17 protein-coding genes and 1 pseudogene are annotated in these 18,215 nt (G+C 72.2%); 7 read left to right on the top strand and 11 right to left on the bottom strand.

The window, feature by feature from the left end; genetic code table 11:
• Window positions 1–17 precede the first annotated feature (17 nt).
• Genes BBH68_RS08515 through BBH68_RS08525 form a run of 3 tightly spaced genes read right to left on the bottom strand, consistent with a single transcriptional unit; the run spans window position 18 to window position 2,936 of the window.
• On the bottom strand, window positions 18–1,217 hold the full coding sequence (locus BBH68_RS08515; protein ID WP_065960316.1) for a dipeptidase: 1,200 nt from the start codon (window positions 1,215–1,217) through the stop codon (window positions 18–20).
• 46 nt (window positions 1,218–1,263) lie between these two features.
• Window positions 1,264–1,797: a 5-(carboxyamino)imidazole ribonucleotide mutase gene (purE, locus tag BBH68_RS08520; protein ID WP_065960318.1), complete on the bottom strand. Its 534-nt coding sequence runs from the start codon at window positions 1,795–1,797 to the stop codon at window positions 1,264–1,266.
• On the bottom strand, window positions 1,794–2,936 hold the full coding sequence (locus BBH68_RS08525; protein ID WP_065960320.1) for a 5-(carboxyamino)imidazole ribonucleotide synthase: 1,143 nt from the start codon (window positions 2,934–2,936) through the stop codon (window positions 1,794–1,796). The genes purE and BBH68_RS08525 overlap by 4 nt, the downstream gene beginning before the upstream one ends.
• A gap of 195 nt (window positions 2,937–3,131) precedes the next feature.
• Between BBH68_RS08525 and BBH68_RS08530 the strand changes: the two genes are divergently transcribed.
• The 6 genes from BBH68_RS08530 to BBH68_RS08555 all read left to right on the top strand — a co-directional run bounded on the left by BBH68_RS08530 (window position 3,132) and on the right by BBH68_RS08555 (window position 8,380).
• Complete coding sequence (locus tag BBH68_RS08530; protein ID WP_141712971.1) at window positions 3,132–4,688, top strand: WXG100 family type VII secretion target; 1,557 nt, start codon at window positions 3,132–3,134, stop codon at window positions 4,686–4,688.
• 2 nt (window positions 4,689–4,690) lie between these two features.
• Window positions 4,691–5,227 (top strand): protease inhibitor I42 family protein, encoded by a 537-nt coding sequence (locus BBH68_RS08535; RefSeq protein WP_065960324.1) that lies wholly within the window; start codon window positions 4,691–4,693, stop codon window positions 5,225–5,227.
• A gap of 107 nt (window positions 5,228–5,334) precedes the next feature.
• Entirely contained in the window at window positions 5,335–5,697 is a 363-nt protein-coding gene (locus tag BBH68_RS08540; RefSeq protein ID WP_065960326.1) for a hypothetical protein, read from the top strand.
• 14 nt (window positions 5,698–5,711) lie between these two features.
• Window positions 5,712–7,313, top strand: a complete 1,602-nt coding sequence (locus BBH68_RS08545) for a hypothetical protein (protein WP_065960328.1) — start codon at window positions 5,712–5,714, stop codon at window positions 7,311–7,313.
• 5 nt (window positions 7,314–7,318) lie between these two features.
• Window positions 7,319–7,738 carry a hypothetical protein gene (locus BBH68_RS08550; RefSeq protein WP_065960330.1) on the top strand — a complete coding sequence of 140 codons (420 nt, stop codon included), beginning with the start codon at window positions 7,319–7,321 and terminating at the stop codon, window positions 7,736–7,738.
• Between the two features lie 120 nt (window positions 7,739–7,858).
• The gene (locus tag BBH68_RS08555; RefSeq protein WP_065960332.1) at window positions 7,859–8,380 is read left to right on the top strand and encodes a GtrA family protein; all 522 of its coding nucleotides are present in this window, start codon (window positions 7,859–7,861) and stop codon (window positions 8,378–8,380) included.
• 77 nt (window positions 8,381–8,457) lie between these two features.
• Here the strand turns inward: BBH68_RS08555 and BBH68_RS08560 are convergent, their stop codons facing one another.
• Together BBH68_RS08560 and BBH68_RS08565 are read right to left on the bottom strand one after the other, a co-directional pair.
• On the bottom strand, window positions 8,458–9,723 hold the full coding sequence (locus tag BBH68_RS08560; protein ID WP_065960334.1) for an ATP-binding protein: 1,266 nt from the start codon (window positions 9,721–9,723) through the stop codon (window positions 8,458–8,460).
• Window positions 9,724–9,751: 28 nt separating this feature from the next.
• Entirely contained in the window at window positions 9,752–10,432 is a 681-nt protein-coding gene (locus tag BBH68_RS08565; protein WP_065960337.1) for a response regulator transcription factor, read from the bottom strand.
• A gap of 282 nt (window positions 10,433–10,714) precedes the next feature.
• Here BBH68_RS08565 and BBH68_RS08570 point away from each other — a divergent pair.
• Window positions 10,715–12,228: pseudogene (locus BBH68_RS08570) on the top strand (peptide MFS transporter).
• Between the two features lie 111 nt (window positions 12,229–12,339).
• Here BBH68_RS08570 and BBH68_RS08575 read toward each other — a convergent pair.
• The 6 genes from BBH68_RS08575 to BBH68_RS08600 all read right to left on the bottom strand — a co-directional run bounded on the left by BBH68_RS08575 (window position 12,340) and on the right by BBH68_RS08600 (window position 18,101).
• Window positions 12,340–13,692: a hypothetical protein gene (locus BBH68_RS08575; protein ID WP_065960339.1), complete on the bottom strand. Its 1,353-nt coding sequence runs from the start codon at window positions 13,690–13,692 to the stop codon at window positions 12,340–12,342.
• Window positions 13,693–13,706: 14 nt separating this feature from the next.
• On the bottom strand, window positions 13,707–14,897 hold the full coding sequence (locus tag BBH68_RS08580) for a hypothetical protein (RefSeq protein ID WP_079150889.1): 1,191 nt from the start codon (window positions 14,895–14,897) through the stop codon (window positions 13,707–13,709).
• A gap of 53 nt (window positions 14,898–14,950) precedes the next feature.
• Window positions 14,951–15,994 carry a COG1470 family protein gene (locus BBH68_RS08585; RefSeq protein WP_065960342.1) on the bottom strand — a complete coding sequence of 348 codons (1,044 nt, stop codon included), beginning with the start codon at window positions 15,992–15,994 and terminating at the stop codon, window positions 14,951–14,953.
• 100 nt (window positions 15,995–16,094) lie between these two features.
• On the bottom strand, window positions 16,095–16,841 hold the full coding sequence (locus tag BBH68_RS08590; RefSeq protein ID WP_065960344.1) for an LPXTG cell wall anchor domain-containing protein: 747 nt from the start codon (window positions 16,839–16,841) through the stop codon (window positions 16,095–16,097).
• A gap of 196 nt (window positions 16,842–17,037) precedes the next feature.
• Entirely contained in the window at window positions 17,038–17,550 is a 513-nt protein-coding gene (locus tag BBH68_RS08595) for an ATP-binding protein (RefSeq protein WP_065960587.1), read from the bottom strand.
• A gap of 182 nt (window positions 17,551–17,732) precedes the next feature.
• The gene (locus BBH68_RS08600) at window positions 17,733–18,101 is read right to left on the bottom strand and encodes an STAS domain-containing protein (protein WP_065960346.1); all 369 of its coding nucleotides are present in this window, start codon (window positions 18,099–18,101) and stop codon (window positions 17,733–17,735) included.
• Between the last annotated feature and the right edge of the window lie 114 nt (window positions 18,102–18,215).

Here is an 18,215-nt window from a genome sequence, read left to right on the forward strand (position 1 = left end):
GCCGGGCCCCTGCGGCCTCAGGCGTCCCCAGGCACGTCCAGCTCTTCGATCGTCGCGAGGGAAGGCCCCCGGTGGGCCCTCAGGTCCCGCGCCACCGCTTCCGCGTCGCGTACCACCCGCACCGCGTTCTGCCAGGTCAGCTTGGCCAGGTCGGCCTCGGACCAGCGGCGCTCCAGCAGCTCCGCGATCAGGTGCGGGTAACCGGCCACGTCGGCGAGGTCGGCGGGGGTGAAGGGGGTGCCGTCGAAGTCGCCGCCGATGCCGAGGTGGTCGATGCCGGCCACCTCGCGCATGTGGTCGAGGTGGTCGGCGACGGTGGCGGCGGTGGCCACGGGGCGGGGGTTGGCCTCCTCGTACGCCTGGTGGACCTTGAGGGCCTCGGGCGTGGTCGCCAGCGGCTCCAGGCCGTGGGCGCGGAGGTTGTCCTCCGCCGCCCGGGTCCAGGCCACGGCCTCCGGGAGGACGAATTTCGGGACGAAGGTGACCATCGCGACACCGCCGTTGGCGGGGAGCCGCTCCAGTACGTCGTCGGGGATGTTGCGCGGGTGGTCGCACACGGCGCGCGAGGAGGAGTGGGAGAAGACGACGGGGGCGTCGGTGACCCGCAGCGCGTCCCGCATGGTGTCGGCGGAGACGTGGGAGAGGTCGACGAGCATGCCCAGCCGGTTCATCTCCCGGACGACCTCCTCGCCGAAGCGGGTGAGGCCGTGGGCCCGGGGCTCGTCGGTCGCCGAGTCCGCCCAGGGGACGTTGTCGTTGTGGGTGAGCGTCATGTAGCGCACGCCGAGGTCGTACAGCGCGCGCAGGGTGGCGAGCGAGCAGTTGATGCTGTGGCCGCCCTCCGCGCCCATGAGGGAGGCGATCCGGCCCTCGGCGCGGGCCGCCTCCATGTCCTCGGCGGTGTGGGCGAGCCGCAGATCGGAGGGGTAGCGGTCGGCCAGCCGCCGTACGACGTCCATCTGCTCGAGGGTGGCGCTGACCGCCGTGTCGCCGCTGAGGTGCGAGGGGACGTAGACAGACCAGAACTGCGCGCCCACCCCGCCGGCCCGCAGCCGCGGGATGTCGGTGTGCAGGTGGGCGCGCTGGTCGAGGGCGATGTCGCGCCGGTGGAGGTCGTAGCGGACCTGCTCCCGCAGGGCCCAGGGGAGGTCGTTGTGGCCGTCGACGACGGGGTGGGCGGCCAGCAGGTCACGGGCTTGCGCGAGTCGGTCGGTCATCCCCCCATCCTCTTACGCGGCCCGGCCCGCGTCACGTACGCCCCCGCTACTTGGCGAAGCCGAACGACCCGGCGCCGTCCACCTTGGCGCGCAGCCGCTTGCCCTTCTGGGTCGCCTGCTCGTTCAGCTCGTCCTGGAACTCGCGCATCCGGGTGAGCAGTTCCGGGTCGTGGGCGGCGAGGATGCGGGCGGCGAGCAGCCCGGCGTTGCGGGCGCCGCCGACGGAGACGGTGGCCACGGGGACACCCGCGGGCATCTGGACGATCGACAGCAGGGAGTCCATGCCGTCCAGGTACTTCAGCGGGACCGGCACGCCGATCACCGGCAGCGGGGTGACGGAGGCCAGCATGCCCGGGAGGTGGGCGGCGCCGCCGGCGCCCGCGATGATCGCCTTGAGGCCGCGGGGGGCCGCGTTCTCGCCGTACGCGACCATCTCGCGCGGCATGCGGTGGGCCGAGACGACGTCCACCTCGTACGGGATCTCGAACTCGTCGAGGGCCTTCGCCGCCTCCTCCATCACGGGCCAGTCGGAGTCGGAGCCCATGACGATGCCGACGACGGGGGCGCTGGGGCTGCTCATTCGGTGATGGTCCCTCGGAGGTAGTCGGCGGCGTGGCGGCCGCGCTCGCGCACGTCGTCCAGGTCGTCGCCGTAGGTGTTGACGTGGCCGACCTTGCGGCCCGGCTTCACGTCCTTGCCGTACATGTGGATCTTCAGGGCGGGGTCGCGGGCCATGCAGTGCAGGTACGCGGGGTACATCTCGGGGAAGTCGCCGCCGAGGACGTTGGTCATCACGGTCCAGGTGGCGCGCGGGCGCGGGTCGCCGAGCGGCAGGTCGAGCACGGCGCGCACATGGTTGGCGAACTGGGAGGTGACCGCGCCGTCCTGGGTCCAGTGGCCGGAGTTGTGGGGGCGCATGGCCAGCTCGTTGACCAGCAGCCGGCCGTCCCGGGTCTCGAAGAGCTCGACCGCGAGGTGGCCGACGACCCCGAGCTCCGCCGCGATCTTCAGCGCCATCTCCTGGGCCTGGCCGGACAGCTCCTCGGAGAGCCCGGGGGCCGGGGCGATCACGGTGTCGCAGACGCCGTCCACCTGGATCGACTCGACGACGGGGTAGGCGACGGCCTGGCCGTGCGGGGACCGTACGACATTGGCGGCGAGCTCGCGGGCGAAGTCGACCTTCTCCTCGGCGAGCACGGGCACCCCGGCGCGGAAGGGCTCGGCCGCCTCCTCGGCGTCGCGGACGACCCACACGCCCTTGCCGTCGTAGCCACCGCGGACCGTCTTGAGGACGACGGGGAAGCCTGTGTTTTCTCCCGCCGCCCCGCCCAGCCCTTCGGCGGCGAACCGCTCGACGTCGGCGGGGTCGGCCACGATGCGGTGGCGGGGGCAGGGCACGTCGAGCGAGGTCAGCCGGTCCCGCATCACGCCCTTGTCCTGGGCGTGCAGCAGCGCCTCGACGCCGGGGCGGATGACGACACCGTCCGCCTCCAGGGCGCGCAGGTGCTCGGCCGGGACGTGTTCGTGGTCGAAGGTGACCACATCACAGCCTTGTGCGAACGCACGAAGGGTCTCCAGGTCACGGTAGTCGCCCACGACGACGTCGCTGACCACCTGGGCCGCCGAGTCCTGGCGGGTGTCACTGAGCAGCTTGAACCTGATACCGAGGGGGATGCCCGCCTCGTGGGTCATGCGGGCGAGCTGGCCGCCGCCGACCATGCCGACTACCGGAAATGTCACGCCCCCCAGAGTAGCTTCCCGGCCGGGCGGCCCCCGGGGCACCTGGTGAGGGGCCTGACCTGGAGGGATCTCTTGGATGTTCCTACAGAACGTTATGATCTCCGTGCATTTGACACGGACCTGCCGGGCACGGTTTGACGGGGACCTGCCGCGCGCGTCCTAGGGGGAGGCCGTATGACGACGCGCAGGCTCAGGCACATGTACACCGACAACCAGGACGGGCTGAACAAGCTGCACAAGCGGGTCCAGGCCATCCAGGTGGAGGCCCATTCGTTCGAGGACCCGATGAAGGTCCGTACCGCCCTGGCCGACGCGATCACCGAGGCGCGGGAGTTCTCGGCCCCGCACGGCAACCCGGACCACATCGACGGGGTCGCGGGCCGCTACCGGGAGGCGGCCGCGATCGTGGACCGGGCCCAGGGCGATCTGGGGAAGGTCGCCAAGGACGGGCTGCCCTCGGTGTGGGTGGGCACCGCGGGGGCGAAGGCGAGCGAGGTCATCAAGGCCGCCTCGTACTCCGCCGACCAGATGGCCCAGAAGTTCCAGGAGGCCATCCCCGCCCTGCGGGCCCTGTCCGAGGGCATCCGCGAGGCCCAGTCGAAGCATGACTTCGGGGTCTCCGCGCTCGACGTGGCGGCGTCGATCCTCAACAACGGCGACTTCTTCATGCCCGCCGACGAGTTGCGCCGGGCGAAGACGGCCATCCTGGACGGCGTCTCCTACATGGGCGAGGCCGCGGGCCACGCCAAGGCGGCCGGTGTCGAGGCCCGGAAGGCGCTCACCAAGCTGGCGTCCGAGGCCCGCGCCCGGAAGGTGACCGCGAGCGGCCTGACCGACGCCGACCGGCTGGTCCTCGCCGACGCCGCCGCCCCCGGCGGCCCCGCCGACCTCAACGAGATCCTCACCGCCAACGAACTCAAGCGGTCCTCCGAGTTCATGGACAAGATGAGCGCGCACGACAAGGCGGAGTTCGACCGGCTGCTGTCCGCCGCCAAGTCCCCGCAGGAGCGGGCGTATCTGATGAAGGCGCTGGCCGCGGGGCACGACCTGAAGGAGATCGACCACTTCGCCCAGCAGATCCACGGCCGGTCCCCGCAGTGGCTGAGCGACCGCCTCACCCCCGTCGTCATCCAGAGCACCGAGCCCGGCACCAACTACGTGAACTACCAGGGCGCCAAGTGGGACCAGGGCCCGGACGGGACGTGTGTCGCCTCGTCCACCGTCAACGCCCGGGCGATGGTCGATCCCCTGTACGCCTTCCGCCTCACGACCGGCGGCCACCCCGACGAACCCAAGTACGACAACCCCCCCGCCTTCGCCGACCGCCTCAAGAAGGAGCAGAACCGCGTCCACGCGGAGGGCGGCGGCGACCCCCTTCCCGACGGCGGTATGAACCCCTACGGCCAGCAGCACATCAACGACGTGGAGGTGGGCGGCCACACCGGCGGCGACTACGCCGAACGGAAGCTGGGCAACGCCGCGGAGCGGCAGGCGTCCCTGGTCGACATCGAGAGGAACCTCGACAACGGCGTGCCCGTTCCGGTCGACGTCGAGGGCGGCACCGGCCGCCACGCCATGATGATCGTCGGACACGAGGGCGACCGGCTCCAGGTCTACAACCCGTGGGGCACCACCACGTGGATCAGCGAGGACGACTTCGTCAACAACAGGATGGGCTACACCAACAACGGCTACTACCCGACCGCCTACTCCGTCTACCTCCCGAAGTGACCATGAGCGCCCTCACCCGCCACACCTTCGCCCTGCTCCTGACCGGCCTCGCGCTGGGCGCCGCGGGCTGTGAGTCCGGCCAGGGCTCGCCCGCCGAGTCCGAGGGCTCGTCGTCGTCCCCCACCTCAACGCCGTCCTCGTCCCCGGCCTCCGATCCGACCCCCGCCGGTCTCGGCACGGTGCACAAGGACCCGAACGACACCTCGGTCCGGGACCGTACCGAGGGCCCGATCACCGTGAAGCGCGGCGAACGCTTCTCGATCGCCCTCCGGCAGAACGTCTCCGCGCGCGCCGACTGGAGCCTGGGCAGGCCACGCCCGTCCGCGGCCGTGCTGCGCAAGGTCGGCGAAAGCTCGTACCAGACCGCGCGGGAGAAGGAACTGGTCGGCGGGGGCCACACCAAGTACTTCACCTTCGAGGCCCTCAAGGCCGGAGACACCCGGATCGTGTTCGCCAACTCCTTCGGCACGGACACCTCCGCCGGGGGCTACTCCCCCAACCTCCCCCGCACCATCACCTACCGGGTGGTCGTGCGCTGACGCCGCGACGACACCCGTGACCTGCCTGTTCCGGCAGCGGCCCAGGTGGTTAGGATCAGCCGTATTTGACGCGGACCTGCCGCGTCCGTTTCCTCGGGGGAGTCGCTATGGGACAGGACAAGGTCCTCGGCATCCAGCACGGCGGCGCGCTCAGCCAGGCGGATCGCCTGGGGCTCGCCGCCGATGACATCCAGGCGGCCAAGGGGCTGCTGGAGAAGGGCGGCGAGGGCGGCGGGATCTTCGGGTTCGGGGCACTCGGAGTGGTCTCCTCGCTCGCGCACTTCGGCGAGTACGCCGGGCCCGCCTTCACCGAGTTCTCGGACGCCTGGACCGCCGAGTGCGAGACCCTCGAGGGCGCGGTGCGCGAGCTGCAGAAGAAGGTCGGGGTCAGTTCCCAGGCCTATCGCGGAACCGACCTGGGCAGAAAGAGCGACTTCAGCGCCATCGACCGCTACTCGCAGAACTCCTGAGGGGCAAGGCGCACATGGCCGGGCAGCACCACACGGCGCAGCACACGTCGCAGGACCAGACCAAGCGTCAGAAGCTGGACACCCTGCACAAGCATGTGCAAGCCCTGAAGCTCGAGGACAAGGTCTTCGCGTCCTTCGGGTTCTGCTCGGACCTGTCCGACGCGATCGCCAAGGCACGGGATTTCCCGGCGCCCATCGGCGACCCGGACCACATCGACGGCGTCGCGGACAACTACAAGAAGGCCGCGGCGTTCCTGGAATCGGCGCGGGGCGACCTGGCGAAGGTGGCGAAGGACGGGCTGCCCGCGGTGTGGGTGGGCACGGCCGGGGAGAAGGCGAGCGAGGTCGTGGGCGCCGCCTCGCGCACCACCGACGAGACCGCCGAGAGGCTCCGGGAGGCCGAACCGGTGCTGCGGCAGTTGGCCATAGATATCGGAGCGGCGCAGGCGACGGACGAGTACGCGCGCGTCGCGCTGGACTACGCCCAGTCGCTGTGCGGCCCCTTCGGCGACCGCGACCAGCTCCTGGAAGCCAAGAAGGCCGTCCTCGACGGCATCACCTACATGATCGAGGCGGACGACCGGGCCAAGGAGGGCGGGAAGAAGGCGGCGGCGAAGCTCAACAAGCTGGCCGCGCAGGCCCGGACCCGGAAGGTCACCGCGGGCGGCCTGACCGACGCCGACCGGCTGGTCATCGCCGACGCCGCCGCGCCGGGCGGCCCCGCGGACCTCAACGAGATCCTGACCACCAACGACCTGCAGCGCTCCGCGCAGTTCCGGGACAAGCTGAGCGCGAAGGACCGGGCCGAGTTCGACCGGCTGGTCTCCGAGGCCAAGTCCCCGCAGGAGGGGGCGTATCTGCTGAAGGCCCTGGCCGCGGGGTACGACATCAAGACGCTGCGGACCTTCGGCGACGACATCCACGGCCGGGACGCCACCTGGCTGCGCGAGCACCTCGCCCCGTTCCACACCAGCGGGGACACCCGGGTCGGCGTCGACTCGGCGTCCGAGTTCGAGGTCCCCGGCGCCAAGGGGGCGGACTGGACCCAGGGCAACAACGGCACCTGCGTGTCCTCGTCCACCGTCGCCGCCCGCGCCCTGGTCGACCCCGTCTACACGCTGCGGCTGACCACCGGCGGACACCCGGGCGACCCCGCCTACGACAACCCCACCGCGTTCGGGAAGCGGCTCCTCAAGGAGCAGATCCGTGTCCACAAGGAGGGCGGCGGCGGGCTGCTCCCTGACGGCGGCATGGACCTGACCGGCAAGCACGAGGTCATCAACGACGAGATCGCGCCGCACACCGGCGCCGCCTACGAGCAGCGCGAAGTGCGCACACCCGAGTCCCGGCGGCATGCGCTGCCGCTGATCGAGCAGGCGGTGGACGAGGGCAAGCCCGTCCCGGTCGGCGTCCAGGGGTTCGACACGGTGCACGGCGAGAAGGTGCCGGTGGGCCACGCGATGATGATCGTCGGCCACGAGGGCGACAAGCTCCAGGTGTACAACCCTTGGGGGTACACCACCTGGGTCAGCGAGGACGACTTCGTCAACAACCACATGGACAAGGCGTCCGACAGGCGCCTGCCGGAAGCCTACGAATACAGCCTGCCGAAGTGATCCCCATGACACACCAGAGCATGACCGACGAGGAGCTGCTCGCCCTCGACGTCCCCATCATGATCCGCTACGGACTGATGTTCGGCGGCGTCCACCGCACCGCCCTCTTCGGGGACGGGGCGATCGCCGCCGCCCTCGCGGCGGAGCGGCTGGGGGTGCTGCCGCGCTCGGTCGCGTACCTGGGCGAGGTGGTACGGCGCGGCGGCACCCGGATGGCCGCGGAGCTGCCGGAGCCGCTGCCCGGGGGCGAGGCGGCCGCGCTGGCGCGGGACTGGCTGGGGGCGGCCGCGCCAGGGGCGCGGGGCGTGGCGGAGGACGAGACCGTCGCGCGGTGGCTGGAAGCGGTGGCCGCGGTCCTCGAGCTGCGGGTGCGCACCCGGGGTGCGGGCGGGGGCGCGGGCGGGGGCGGGCCCCTGGGGGCCTGACGGAAACGGGGGGAGCGGTGAGAAACAGCCGGTTTGGGGACACCGAGGGGCGGGCGCCCCGGCCGCTGGTTAGCATGGATCGAGTTGTCGATGCCGACCGGACGGGGCTGAGTAGTCGCCATGAGTGAACAGCGCACGAGTGGCGGGCTGCGCGCACGAGTGGATCAACTCGCCCGCGAGATCGCCAAGTTCGGGGCCGTCGGAGGGGCCGGCGTCCTCGTCAACCTCGGTGTTTTCAACCTGATCAGACACGTCACCGAACTGCCCGTGGTGCGGGCCAGTGTGGTGGCGACCATCGTCGCGACCTTCACCAACTACCTGGGTTACCGGTACTTCACCTACCGCGACCGGGACAGGCAGGGGCGCACCAAGGAGCTGACCCTCTTCCTGCTGTTCAGCGCGATCGGGCTGATCATCGAGAACGGTGTGCTGTACACGGCGACGTACGGGTTCGGCTGGGACAGCCAGCTGCAGAGCAACGTGTTCAAGTTCGTCGGCATCGGCATCGCCACGCTGTTCCGGTTCTGGTCCTACCGCAGCTGGGTGTTCCGCGCGCTGCCCGCCCGGGCGGCCGTGGAGACCGCCGAGTCCTTCCTCTCCGGGTCGCCTTCGGCCCAGGGCCGGACGACGGTCCGGAAGTAGCCCCCGGGGCCGCTCAGCCCTGGGGCCGCTCAGTTCTGGGGCCGCTCAGCCCTGGGGCCGCTCAGCCCTGGGGCCGCTCAGGGCCCCGTCGGCTCGTCGGCGTCGGCCTCACCGGCCTCGCGGCTCAGGAAGAGCGCGAAGACCGGCGGATTCCCCTGCAGCAGCTCCAGACGGCCGCCGTCCGCCTCCGCGAGATCACGGGCGACGGCCAGCCCGAGCCCCGTGGAGTTGCGCCCGCTGACCGTGCGCTCGAAGACCCGCGCGCCCAGGTCGGGCGGCACCCCGGGGCCCTCGTCGGACACCTCGACCACCGCCTGGTTGCCGGTGACGCGGGTGCGTAGCGCGACCGTGCCGTCACCGTGCATCAGCGAGTTCTCGATCAGTGTGGCGAGCACCTGGGCCACGGCCCCGGGGGTGCCGACCGCCCGCAGCCGCTTCTTCCCGGAGCGCACGATGGCGCGGCCCTCGCTGCGCGTGGCCGGGCGCCACTCCTCGATCTGCTGCTTGACCACCTCGTCCAGGTCGAAGGCGACGGCGGAGCCGGTCCGCGGGTCCCGCGAGTTGGTCAGCAGGCGCTGGACGACGTCGGTGAGCCGCTCCACCTGGGCCAGCGCGATGGTGGCCTCCTCCTTGACCGTGTCCGGGTCGTCGGTGAGGGTGATCTCCTCCAGCCGCATGGACAGCGCGGTCAGCGGCGTACGGAGCTGGTGGGAGGCGTCGGCCGCCAGCCGCCGCTCGGCGGTGAGCATGCGGGCGATCCGCTCCGCGCTCGCGTCGAGCACATCGGCGACCCGGTCCAGCTCCGGCACCCCGTAGCGCCGGTGGCGGGGGCGCGGGTCGCCCGAGCCCAGGCGCTCGGCGGTCTCGGCGAGGTCGGTGAGCGGGGCGGAGAGCCGGCGTGCCTGGCGTACGGCCAGGAAGACGGCCGCGAGCACGGCGAGCAGCGCCACCGCCAGGATGATCAGCATGGTGCGGCCGATCTCCCGGCTGACCGTGGAGCGGGACGCCTCCACCCGGACGGTCTCGCCCTGGTCGCCCCGCTCCTCGGAGACGATGATGCCGCCGCTCGGCCGCCGGCCGATCTCGACCGCGTCGCGGCCCGGGATCCTGATCACGGCGTAGCGGCCCGGCTCGATCTGCTCGCGCAGCACGGCGGGGGTCACCCCCTCGCCGCCCAGCAGCCTGCTGTCGACGATGCTGACCAGGCGCACCGCGTCGGAGTCGACGCTCTCCTGGGCGCCCGTCTCGATGGTCCGGGTCTCCACGAGGACCAGTGAGAGGCCGAAGACGGCGATGACGACGAGCACCACGGCGAGCGTGGAGTTGATCAAACGACGGCGCATAGCCCTACCGTGTCACGCTGGGAATTTCTCAGCTTTTCTCGAACCGGAACCCGACCCCGCGCACGGTGGCGATGTACCGGGGGTTGGCCGCGTCGTCGCCGAGCTTCTTGCGGAGCCAGGAGATGTGCATGTCGAGGGTCTTGGTCGACGACCACCAGGTGGTGTCCCACACCTCGCGCATCAGCTGGTCGCGGGTGACCACCCGGCCCGCGTCCCGGACCAGGACCCGCAGCAGGTCGAATTCCTTGGCGGTCAGCTGAAGCTCCTCGTCGCCCATCCAGGCGCGGTGGGACTCGACGTCGATCCGCACCCCGTGGGTGGCCGGCGCCTGCGCCTGCGTCTCGACGGAGCCGCGCCGCAGCAGCGCCCGGACCCGGGCCAGCAGCTCGGCGAGGCGGAACGGCTTGGTGACGTAGTCGTCGGCACCCGCGTCCAGGCCGACCACCGTGTCGACCTCGTCCGCGCGCGCGGTGAGCACCAGGACGGGGAAGCCGTGGCCCTCGGTGCGCAGCCGGCGGCAGACCTCCAGGCCGTCCATGCCCGGCAGGCCCAGATCGAGGACGAGCAGGTCGACGCCTCCTTGGAGCCCGGCGTCGAGCGCGGTCGGTCCGTCCTCCCGCACCTCTACCTCGTAACCCTCACGGCGCAGGGCGCGGGCGAGCGGCTCCGAGATGGATGCGTCATCCTCGGCGAGCAGTACTCGGGTCATGGGGTGATGGTAGTCCGACCGGGTTCACGCACGGGGCGCACACGGGTGTCCGGATGGAGCGCGAAAGGTTGCACACGCCACGCGTGAGCTATCTCTCAAACCGGTCATCACGCCCTATGGCGTGTCGTATGGTGACAGGGAGTCCGTAGCATCTTTTCGGGACCTTTGGCAGCGACGCGGCGACGCGGCGCCGAAGGTCCTCGTCGTGTCCGGGGCCGTGGCCGGCCATCAGCCGACCGGCCCGGTGCGCGGCCGACACCCCCCACACCCCGAGGAACCACCATGGCGTCCAGCCTGACGAAGGACGCGGCCGGGCGGGAGACCCCTGCCGGCGGCAAGACCTTCTTCGGCCACCCCCGCGGCCTGGCCACCCTTTTCATGACCGAGATGTGGGAGCGCTTCAGCTTCTACGGCATGCGGGCGCTCCTCGTGCTCTACCTGATCGCCGGGGGCCCGGACGCCAAGCCCGGCAGCCAGGGCGGCGGCCTGGCGATGTCCCAGGGCAACGCGGTGGCCATCTACTCGGTGTACCTGGCGATGGTCTATCTGCTCGCCATGCCGGGCGGCTGGTTCGGCGACCGCGTTTGACGGTCGCCGTCGCGGCCGGCGTCATCATGGCCGGCCACCTCGCGCTCGCCGTGCCCGGCCAGGCCACGTTCTTCGCCGGCCTCGCGCTGGTCGCCCTCGGCTCGGGCCTGCTGAAGGCCAACATCTCCACGATGGTCGGCCACCTCTACGACGGCCCCACCGACCCGCGCCGGGACGGCGGCTTCACGATCTTCTACATGGGCATCAACCTGGGTGCCTTCGCGGCTCCGCTGGTGATCGGCACCATCGGGCAGAGCTACAGCTGGCATCTGGGCTTCGCGCTCGCCGCCCTGGGCATGGCGCTGGGCCTGGCCCAGTTCCTGATCGGCACCCGCCACCTGAGCCCGCGCAGCAGCGTGGTGCCCACCCCGCTGGTGGCCGCCGAGCGCGCCGCCTGGCTGCGCAAGGGCCTGATCTGGCTGGTCGTCGCCGCGGTCTTCTACTCCGTGGTCGTGGTCAGCGGCTCCTGGACGCTGAACTGGGCACTGGTGCCGATCACGATCCTGGGGCTGCTCATCCCGACCGGGGTGCTGGTCCGGATCAAGCGGGACAAGGAGCTGACCCCGGTCGAGCAGACCAAGGTCAGCGGCTACATCTGGTTCTTCGTGGCAGCGGCCGTGTTCTGGATGATCTACGACCAGGGCGGCTCGACCATGTCGGCCTTCGGCGAGACCAAGACCGCCGACACGGTCTTCGGCCTGCACTTCCCGTCGTCCTGGTTCCAGTCGGTGAACCCGCTGTGGGTGATGGCGCTGGCGCCGGTGTTCGCGTGGGCCTGGCTGGCGCTGGCGCGGCGCCTGCGGGAGCCGGGCACGGTGGTGAAGTTCGCCCTGGCCCTGGTCCTGATCGGCGCGTCGTTCTTCGTCTTCGTGGTCCCGATGGGGATGGCCTCGGACGGCACGACGGTCAGCCCGATGTGGCTGGTGTCGATCTACCTGATCCAGACCATGGGCGAGCTGTGCCTGTCGCCGGTGGGTCTGTCGGTCACCACCAAGATGGCGCCCGCGAAGTACGCGAGCCAGATGATGGGCGTGTGGTTCCTGGCCGTCACCGCGGGTGACTGCGTCACGGGCCTGCTGTCCATCGCGGGGGTCGACCTGAGCGGTGTGGGGATGATCGCGCTGGAGGCGGCGGTGGCCGTGGGGGCCGGTGTCGCGGTCTACGCGTCCCGCAAGAAGGTCACCCGGCTGATGGCCGACGTGCACTGAGACGACGTGCACTGAGCCGACGTGTACTGAGACGTTCGTCGCACGGCGCGGCGGGGCCCGGCGCCGATGACTCCGGTCATCGGCGCCGGGCCCCTTCGCGTACGCCGTGGGTCAGCGCGTGCCGCGCAGCTTGCGCCAGGGGGTGAGGGTGAAGACGGCGGCGCCGACCAGGATGGTGGTGCCGGCCACCAGGCCGAGCGCCTTGAGGCCGCCGTGGTCGCTCGCGCCGGTCTCGGCCAGCCCGCCGCTCGTACCGCTGCCGGCGCCGGTGGTGCCGGCCGAACCGCTGCCACCGCCGCTGCCGCTGCCGCTGCCGCCCGAGGCGCCGCTGGACTGGGCCGTGGTGTCCAGCTCCAGCGAGGCCGGGGTGTCGCCGGCGGGGGTGCAGGTGGTCGTCGTACCGAGCGCCTTGACCGTGAGCACCCCGGGGATGAGCGTCGACGTGCCGCTCGCGCCGGGCTTGTAGGTGCCGGTGAGGTCAGGGATCTCGATCGGGGCGCCCGCCTTGATGGGCCCCTTGTTGGTCGGGCCCACCACGGCGACCGTGCCCTTGTCCGCGCCGCCGAGCTTGACGGCCATCGACGGCTTGACCGAGTCCGCGGGGATGTCGGCCGGGCTGTCCATGACGGACTTGCCGAACTTCACGGTCAGGTCGAAGCTCCCGCCGTGTCTGACGGCGTCGACGCGGACGGGGGAGGTGGCGTTCTTGTCGCCGATGGGGGTCTTGCAGGCGTAGGCGACCTGGACCTCCTTGCCGGTGTACGAGTCGCCTCCCGAGCCGCCGCCGGTGGTGTTCCCGCCCGTGGTGTTCCCACCGGTCGTGTTGCCGCCCGTGGTGTTCCCGCCGGTGGTGTTGCCACCCGTCGTATTCCCACCTGTGGTGTTTCCGCCGGTCGTGCTGCCCCCGGTGGTGTTGCCCCCGGTGGTGTTGCCGCCGTCGGCCGTCACCTTGATCGTGGCCGCGGCCTTGACCGGCTCCTTCGCCGAACACTTGGTGTCCGTGGACAGCGGCTTGCTGACGTTGATGTCGTACCCGCCCGGGGTCAGCGTCACCTCCCCCGCCTTCGTCAGCTTGAGCCTGCCCGTCATGTCGGACAGTTTCATCGGACTGTCCTTGGGGATCGCCGGGTTCTCCCGCGGCCCCTCCATGGCCAGCTCGCCCGTCTGCGCGCCGCCCACCGTCAGGGTGCCGGTCGGCTTGACGGTGTTCTCCTCGATGTCGAGGATCGGCGGATTCTTGGAGGCGGCCTGCACCGTCTTCCACACCACCTCGACCTCGTCGCCGACCTTCGCCGTCGCCGGGGCCTTGACCTCGACGGTCGTGGTGCCCTCCACCGGAGGCAGGCCGGAGATCGGCGGTGGCAGACACTCGGTCGCGTACGAGACCTCGGCCGCCCGTGCGGTGCCCGCGCCCATCAGCACGCCCGCACCGCCGAGCAGCAGCGCGGCCGCTGCCGCGCTCACTCTTCGTTGCGTACTCACGTCGTTCCTTTCGGGGTCGGTCGGTTCCCCGGGCTCTCCCGGTTCTCCTGGGACGGTGCGGAACGGTGGTGCGTCTGTTCGGCCCGTCGGGCCTCGGTGCCCGGCGCGCGCGGCAGGGTGTCCGCGGTGAACCACGGCAGCGCGCCGCCGCCGGCGCGCTCCGCCGGGGACGGGGCCCCGGACGGCGGTCCGGGGGCGCGGGAGCCGCGCCGCGGCCACAGCCGTGCCGAGCGGTGGCGGCCGCCGCGCCCCGCGACCACGGTCGTACGCGGGCGCACCTTGTCCACGACGGCCATGCCGATGCGGAACACCGCCGCCGGGACCACCACGCACAGCAGGATCCAGAAGAGGGTCACGCCCCATGGCCGCCCCACCGACCAGGGCTGTTCGACCAGCACCTTCCGGCCGTACCTGAGGGACACCCGATAGTCGCCGTGCGCCCCGGCCGACAGCTCGACGTCCAGCTTGACCTGTGCCTTCTTCCCGGCCGGTATGGTCCCCCGCCACTGGTGCTCCTCCCAGGAGGGGGCGAAGACGCCGTGGGAGGCGCCGACCTCGAAGACCGGATCGCGGGCCGGGGTGGAGCCGAGGTTGGCGACGGTCACCACGAGGCGGCGCTGCGGCGGGGCGCCGAACCAGGTGAGCAGCCCGCTGGAGCCGTCGAGCCGCGCGGACAGCGCCCGCAGCCGCTCGCCCCCGGTCCCCTCCTCCTTCAGCAGCGGCGCGACGGGGTGCCCCGCGACCCGGAACGGCACATCGGCGTAGGCGGCCTCACCGGTGACGGTCGCCACATGGATGACGCACGGGCACGGCTTGGGCGGCTCGGCGACCGGCAGCTTCTTGCGGAAGGCGCCCTTCGGATCGGTGGTGACCGCTCTGCCGTCGGAGTTGGCGCAGGAATTGGTGCCGCCGATCATGTTCTGTCCGCAGATGAGCAGCATGAGCAGGGCGCGGGGCCGCCAGCCCCGGCCGCTCACGGTGACCGTGCCACCGGCCCCCGCCTCGTGCTTCGACACGGTCGCGCTCGGCCCCTCGGCCGCGGCGGCCCGGGTCGGTGGCGCCGCGCCGAGGGCGAGTACGAGGAGGGCCAGCACGGCCAGCAGCGCGCCGGGCCGGCGGGACGTGCCGGGCCGGCGGGGCGTGCCGGGCCGGCGGGGCGCGCGGGTGAGCGGGTCGGCGGCGGGGATCGCGGCCGGGGCGGGGATCGCGGCGGGGGTGGGGATGGCGTCCGTACGGCCTGTCACGTCCTGGCTCCTGACCCCGTGCCCGCCGGCTCCCGTGCCTCGCGCGCCTTCCGTGCCTCGCGCGCCTCCCGTGCCTCCCGCGCTTCCCCTGCCTCTCGCGTCGGGGCCGCGGCCGCCTCGCCGTCCCGGGCGCCGCGCCTCCCGCGTCGCCTCCGCCACAGCCAGGCGCCCCCGGCCCCGGTCAGGCCCAGCGCCAGCGCCGCGGCCCCGGCCAGGGCGCCCCGGGGCACGGGGGTGTATCCGGCGGAGGCGGCCGCGTGGGCGCCGCCCGCCGCGGTCGCGGTGAGGGTGACGTCCACCGAGTCGAGGGCGGGCGCGCCCGGCCACCTCTCGGTCAGCCGCACCCGGCGGCCCGGTGCCAGTTCGACGTGGAGCGGGCGGGCGTCCCGGCGCAGCACCTCGCCGAACAGCCCGTCGGCGCGCACCGCCAGCCGGGGCGTCAGCACGGTGTTGCCGCGGTTGACGAGCGCGTAGTGGATGGTGGCGCCGCGGTCGGCCTTGACCACCTTCACGTCCTCGACGGACAGCGCGGCCAACACCGGCCCGCTGACCCGCAGATGCACCCGCACCCGGACCTCGCGGCCGCCGCCGGTGACGACCAGGGCGCCGGGGTGGTCGCCGGGCGGGGCGTCGGGCGGAACGGTGAGGGTGAAGGGGACGTCGGCGCGGGTGCGGGCGGGGACCGTGACCCGCTCGGCGGCGAGCGCGATCCACGCGCCGCTCCCCCGGGCCGCCGACGGGGCGTCAGGGCCGGTGGAGGGGCCCGTGGGGCGCAGCCGTACGGTGCGGGGCCGGTCGCCTCGGTTGACGATCGAGAGCCGGTCCCGGAGCGCGCTGCCCGGCCCGCCCTCCAGGTAGAAGTACGGCCGGCCGGCGGCGCCCGGCCCGTCCGCGCCGCCGGCCGCGGGCCGCGCGGTCCAGTCCGGCCCGGCGGCCGTGGCGGGCGCGGTGAGCAGGGCGGGCGCGGTGAGCAGCGCGGCGGCGAGGGCGGGCGCGACGGCGGCCGGCCGGGCGCCACGGGGGCGGAGACGAGACGGCATCGGCGGCTCCTCGGGGGCTGGTGCTCGTACTCGTGCGTGGCCGCGGGGCGGCGACGGGCAGGGCCCTGGCCTGGTGCGGGGGCCTCGGATCCGCGGGGCCTCAGGCCCGCGGGCGCCGGCGGCGGGTGAGCCAGAGGGTTCCGGCCGCTCCGGTGAGGAGCACCGTGGCGCCGAGGGTGCCGAGGGCGATCGCGGAGTCGGCGGGTCCGGTCTGCGGGAGGCTGCCGCCGGAGGAGGTCTGCGCGCCGCTGGTGCCGCTCGTACCGGATCCGCTCGTACCGCCCGAGCCGCCGGCGCCGCCCGAGCCGCTGGTCCCGCCCGAGCCCGTGACGTCCAGGCTCAGCGAGGGTCCCGGGTTGTTGCCCGGGGTGCAGGTCGTGGTGGTGCCCAGCGCCTTGATGGTGAGGGTCGAGGCGGTGAAGGTGACCTTCCCGGTCTTCTTCGGGGTGTAGGTACCCGACAGATCGCTGATCTTTATCGGGGTGTTGGCGGGGATGGCCTGGTCGTTGGCGGGCCCGGAGACCTGGAGGGTGCCGGTCTCCGCGCCGCCGAGCCTGATGAGCGCGCTCGGGTGCATGGCGCCCTTGCCCAGCTCGACCGGGCTGGAGGAGACGCCCTTCTGGAAGGACATGGTGAGCTTGTACGCGCTGCCGCTCTTCACGGCCTTGATGTCGATGGGCGAGACGGCGCTCTTGTCACCGATCGGCGTCTTGCACTTGTAGTCGACGTCCACGGTGGCGGCCCGCGCTGCCGGGGCGCTGAGGAGTGCCGCCGAGCCGGCCACGGCCGCGGCTAATGCGAGGGCTGCGCCACGGCCGAGGGCGGCGTGGCGATGCGTGTGGGACACCTCGAGATCCCCTCTCGTCAAGTGTCGCAGCCGAATGTTACTGACGACACATCAGATCGGGCGCTGACAGTACGCCCGGGACCTTGTCGAGGGAAGACAAAGTGCGCGCCGGTTCGGCGCGCAGCGGGTGAAGATATCGAAACCGGGGCGCCCGCGCGGGCCCCGCGTCCGTCGGACGCTGGGCGGGCCCCGGGCGTCAGGAGGGGGCGGCCAGTTCGGCCCAGACCGTCTTGCCGGTGCCGTCGGCGTTGCGGACGACCCCCCAGTCGAGACACAGCCGCTGCACGATGAACATGCCGTGGCCGCCGGGCCGGCCCGCGCGGTGCGGGGAGCGCGGGGCGGGGGTGCCCGAGCCGAGGTCCACCACTTCGAGCCGGAGCACCTTCGGCGAGAAGCTGACGCGCAGCTCCTCCGGTCCGTCGGCGTGCAGACAGGCGTTGGTGACCAGCTCGGAGACGACCAGCAGGACATCCTCCGCGGCGGCCCGCTGATCCGCCGTCACGGCCGGGAGCCATCCCCAGTCGCGCAGCGCCTCCCGGGTGAAGTCGCGCGCGCGGGGCACGACGCCGCTGGCTCCGATCAGGTGGAGCCTGCGGATCTGCCGGATGGCCCCGGCGGGTGGGGTCGCCGCTGGGGTGGCCGAGGCGGCGGGGCCGTCCGGCTCCGGGCCGCCACGGTCGCCCGGCGGGTACGGCCGGGTGGTGCTCATCAGCGGCTTCACCTCACCGATTCACCGATTCAGGGACAAGGGATACCTGATCTTCTCAACTGTTTCAGCCTGTCTCCTGCCCGAGGAAAGCGTGAGAACACCCACTTCCTGGGAACGTTTCGTGTGACGCGGGCTACGCGTCGACGACGTGCCGGGCACGCGCCGGAAACAGGAGGCGGCCGTCACTCGACGAGCGCCGCGTCCAGCGATTCATGGACCGTGAAGACGGCCTCCGCGCCTGTGATCTCGAACACGCGCGCCACAACCGGCTGCATCGCGACGAGATGGACCGCACCCCCCTGGGCCTCGGCCTTCAGCCGGGCACCGAGGAGGACATTGAGCCCGGTGGAGTCGCAGAACTCCAGCTTGGAACAGTCCACGACGAGTCGTGCATGCCCCTCCTCCACGCAGGCCTCCAGCGGTTCCCGCAACGCCTCGGCGGTGTGGTGATCCAGCTCACCCGCCGGCGTCACGACCGCACTCGCCCCGTGGTGCCGAACCTCAACCTGCAGCCGGCCCTTGCTGGCGCTGCCGACCATCTGGCGGTCCATGTGCGCACCTCTTCTGGCGTCTCGTTGCTTTCGATTGCGCGGATCGAACATTACGCCTTCTCCACGTCCTCCGGTACCCGAACATTTCACATTCTTCGCCAAATATGGACAAGT

The organism is Streptomyces sparsogenes (assembly GCF_001704635.1).
GTDB classification, from domain to species: domain Bacteria; phylum Actinomycetota; class Actinomycetes; order Streptomycetales; family Streptomycetaceae; genus Streptomyces; species Streptomyces sparsogenes.

Coding starts and splice junctions, on each gene's coding strand:
- BBH68_RS08515 (WP_065960316.1), bottom strand. CDS start 1,217: ATGACCGACCGACTCGCGCAAGCCCGTGACCTGCTGGCCGCCCACCCC.
- purE (WP_065960318.1), bottom strand. CDS start 1,797: ATGAGCAGCCCCAGCGCCCCCGTCGTCGGCATCGTCATGGGCTCCGAC.
- BBH68_RS08525 (WP_065960320.1), bottom strand. CDS start 2,936: ATGGTCGGCGGCGGCCAGCTCGCCCGCATGACCCACGAGGCGGGCATC.
- BBH68_RS08530 (WP_141712971.1), top strand. CDS start 3,132: ATGACGACGCGCAGGCTCAGGCACATGTACACCGACAACCAGGACGGG.
- BBH68_RS08535 (WP_065960324.1), top strand. CDS start 4,691: ATGAGCGCCCTCACCCGCCACACCTTCGCCCTGCTCCTGACCGGCCTC.
- BBH68_RS08540 (WP_065960326.1), top strand. CDS start 5,335: ATGGGACAGGACAAGGTCCTCGGCATCCAGCACGGCGGCGCGCTCAGC.
- BBH68_RS08545 (WP_065960328.1), top strand. CDS start 5,712: ATGGCCGGGCAGCACCACACGGCGCAGCACACGTCGCAGGACCAGACC.
- BBH68_RS08550 (WP_065960330.1), top strand. CDS start 7,319: ATGACACACCAGAGCATGACCGACGAGGAGCTGCTCGCCCTCGACGTC.
- BBH68_RS08555 (WP_065960332.1), top strand. CDS start 7,859: ATGAGTGAACAGCGCACGAGTGGCGGGCTGCGCGCACGAGTGGATCAA.
- BBH68_RS08560 (WP_065960334.1), bottom strand. CDS start 9,723: ATGCGCCGTCGTTTGATCAACTCCACGCTCGCCGTGGTGCTCGTCGTC.
- BBH68_RS08565 (WP_065960337.1), bottom strand. CDS start 10,432: ATGACCCGAGTACTGCTCGCCGAGGATGACGCATCCATCTCGGAGCCG.
- BBH68_RS08585 (WP_065960342.1), bottom strand. CDS start 15,994: ATGCCGTCTCGTCTCCGCCCCCGTGGCGCCCGGCCGGCCGCCGTCGCG.
- BBH68_RS08595 (WP_065960587.1), bottom strand. CDS start 17,550: ATGAGCACCACCCGGCCGTACCCGCCGGGCGACCGTGGCGGCCCGGAG.
- BBH68_RS08600 (WP_065960346.1), bottom strand. CDS start 18,101: ATGGACCGCCAGATGGTCGGCAGCGCCAGCAAGGGCCGGCTGCAGGTT.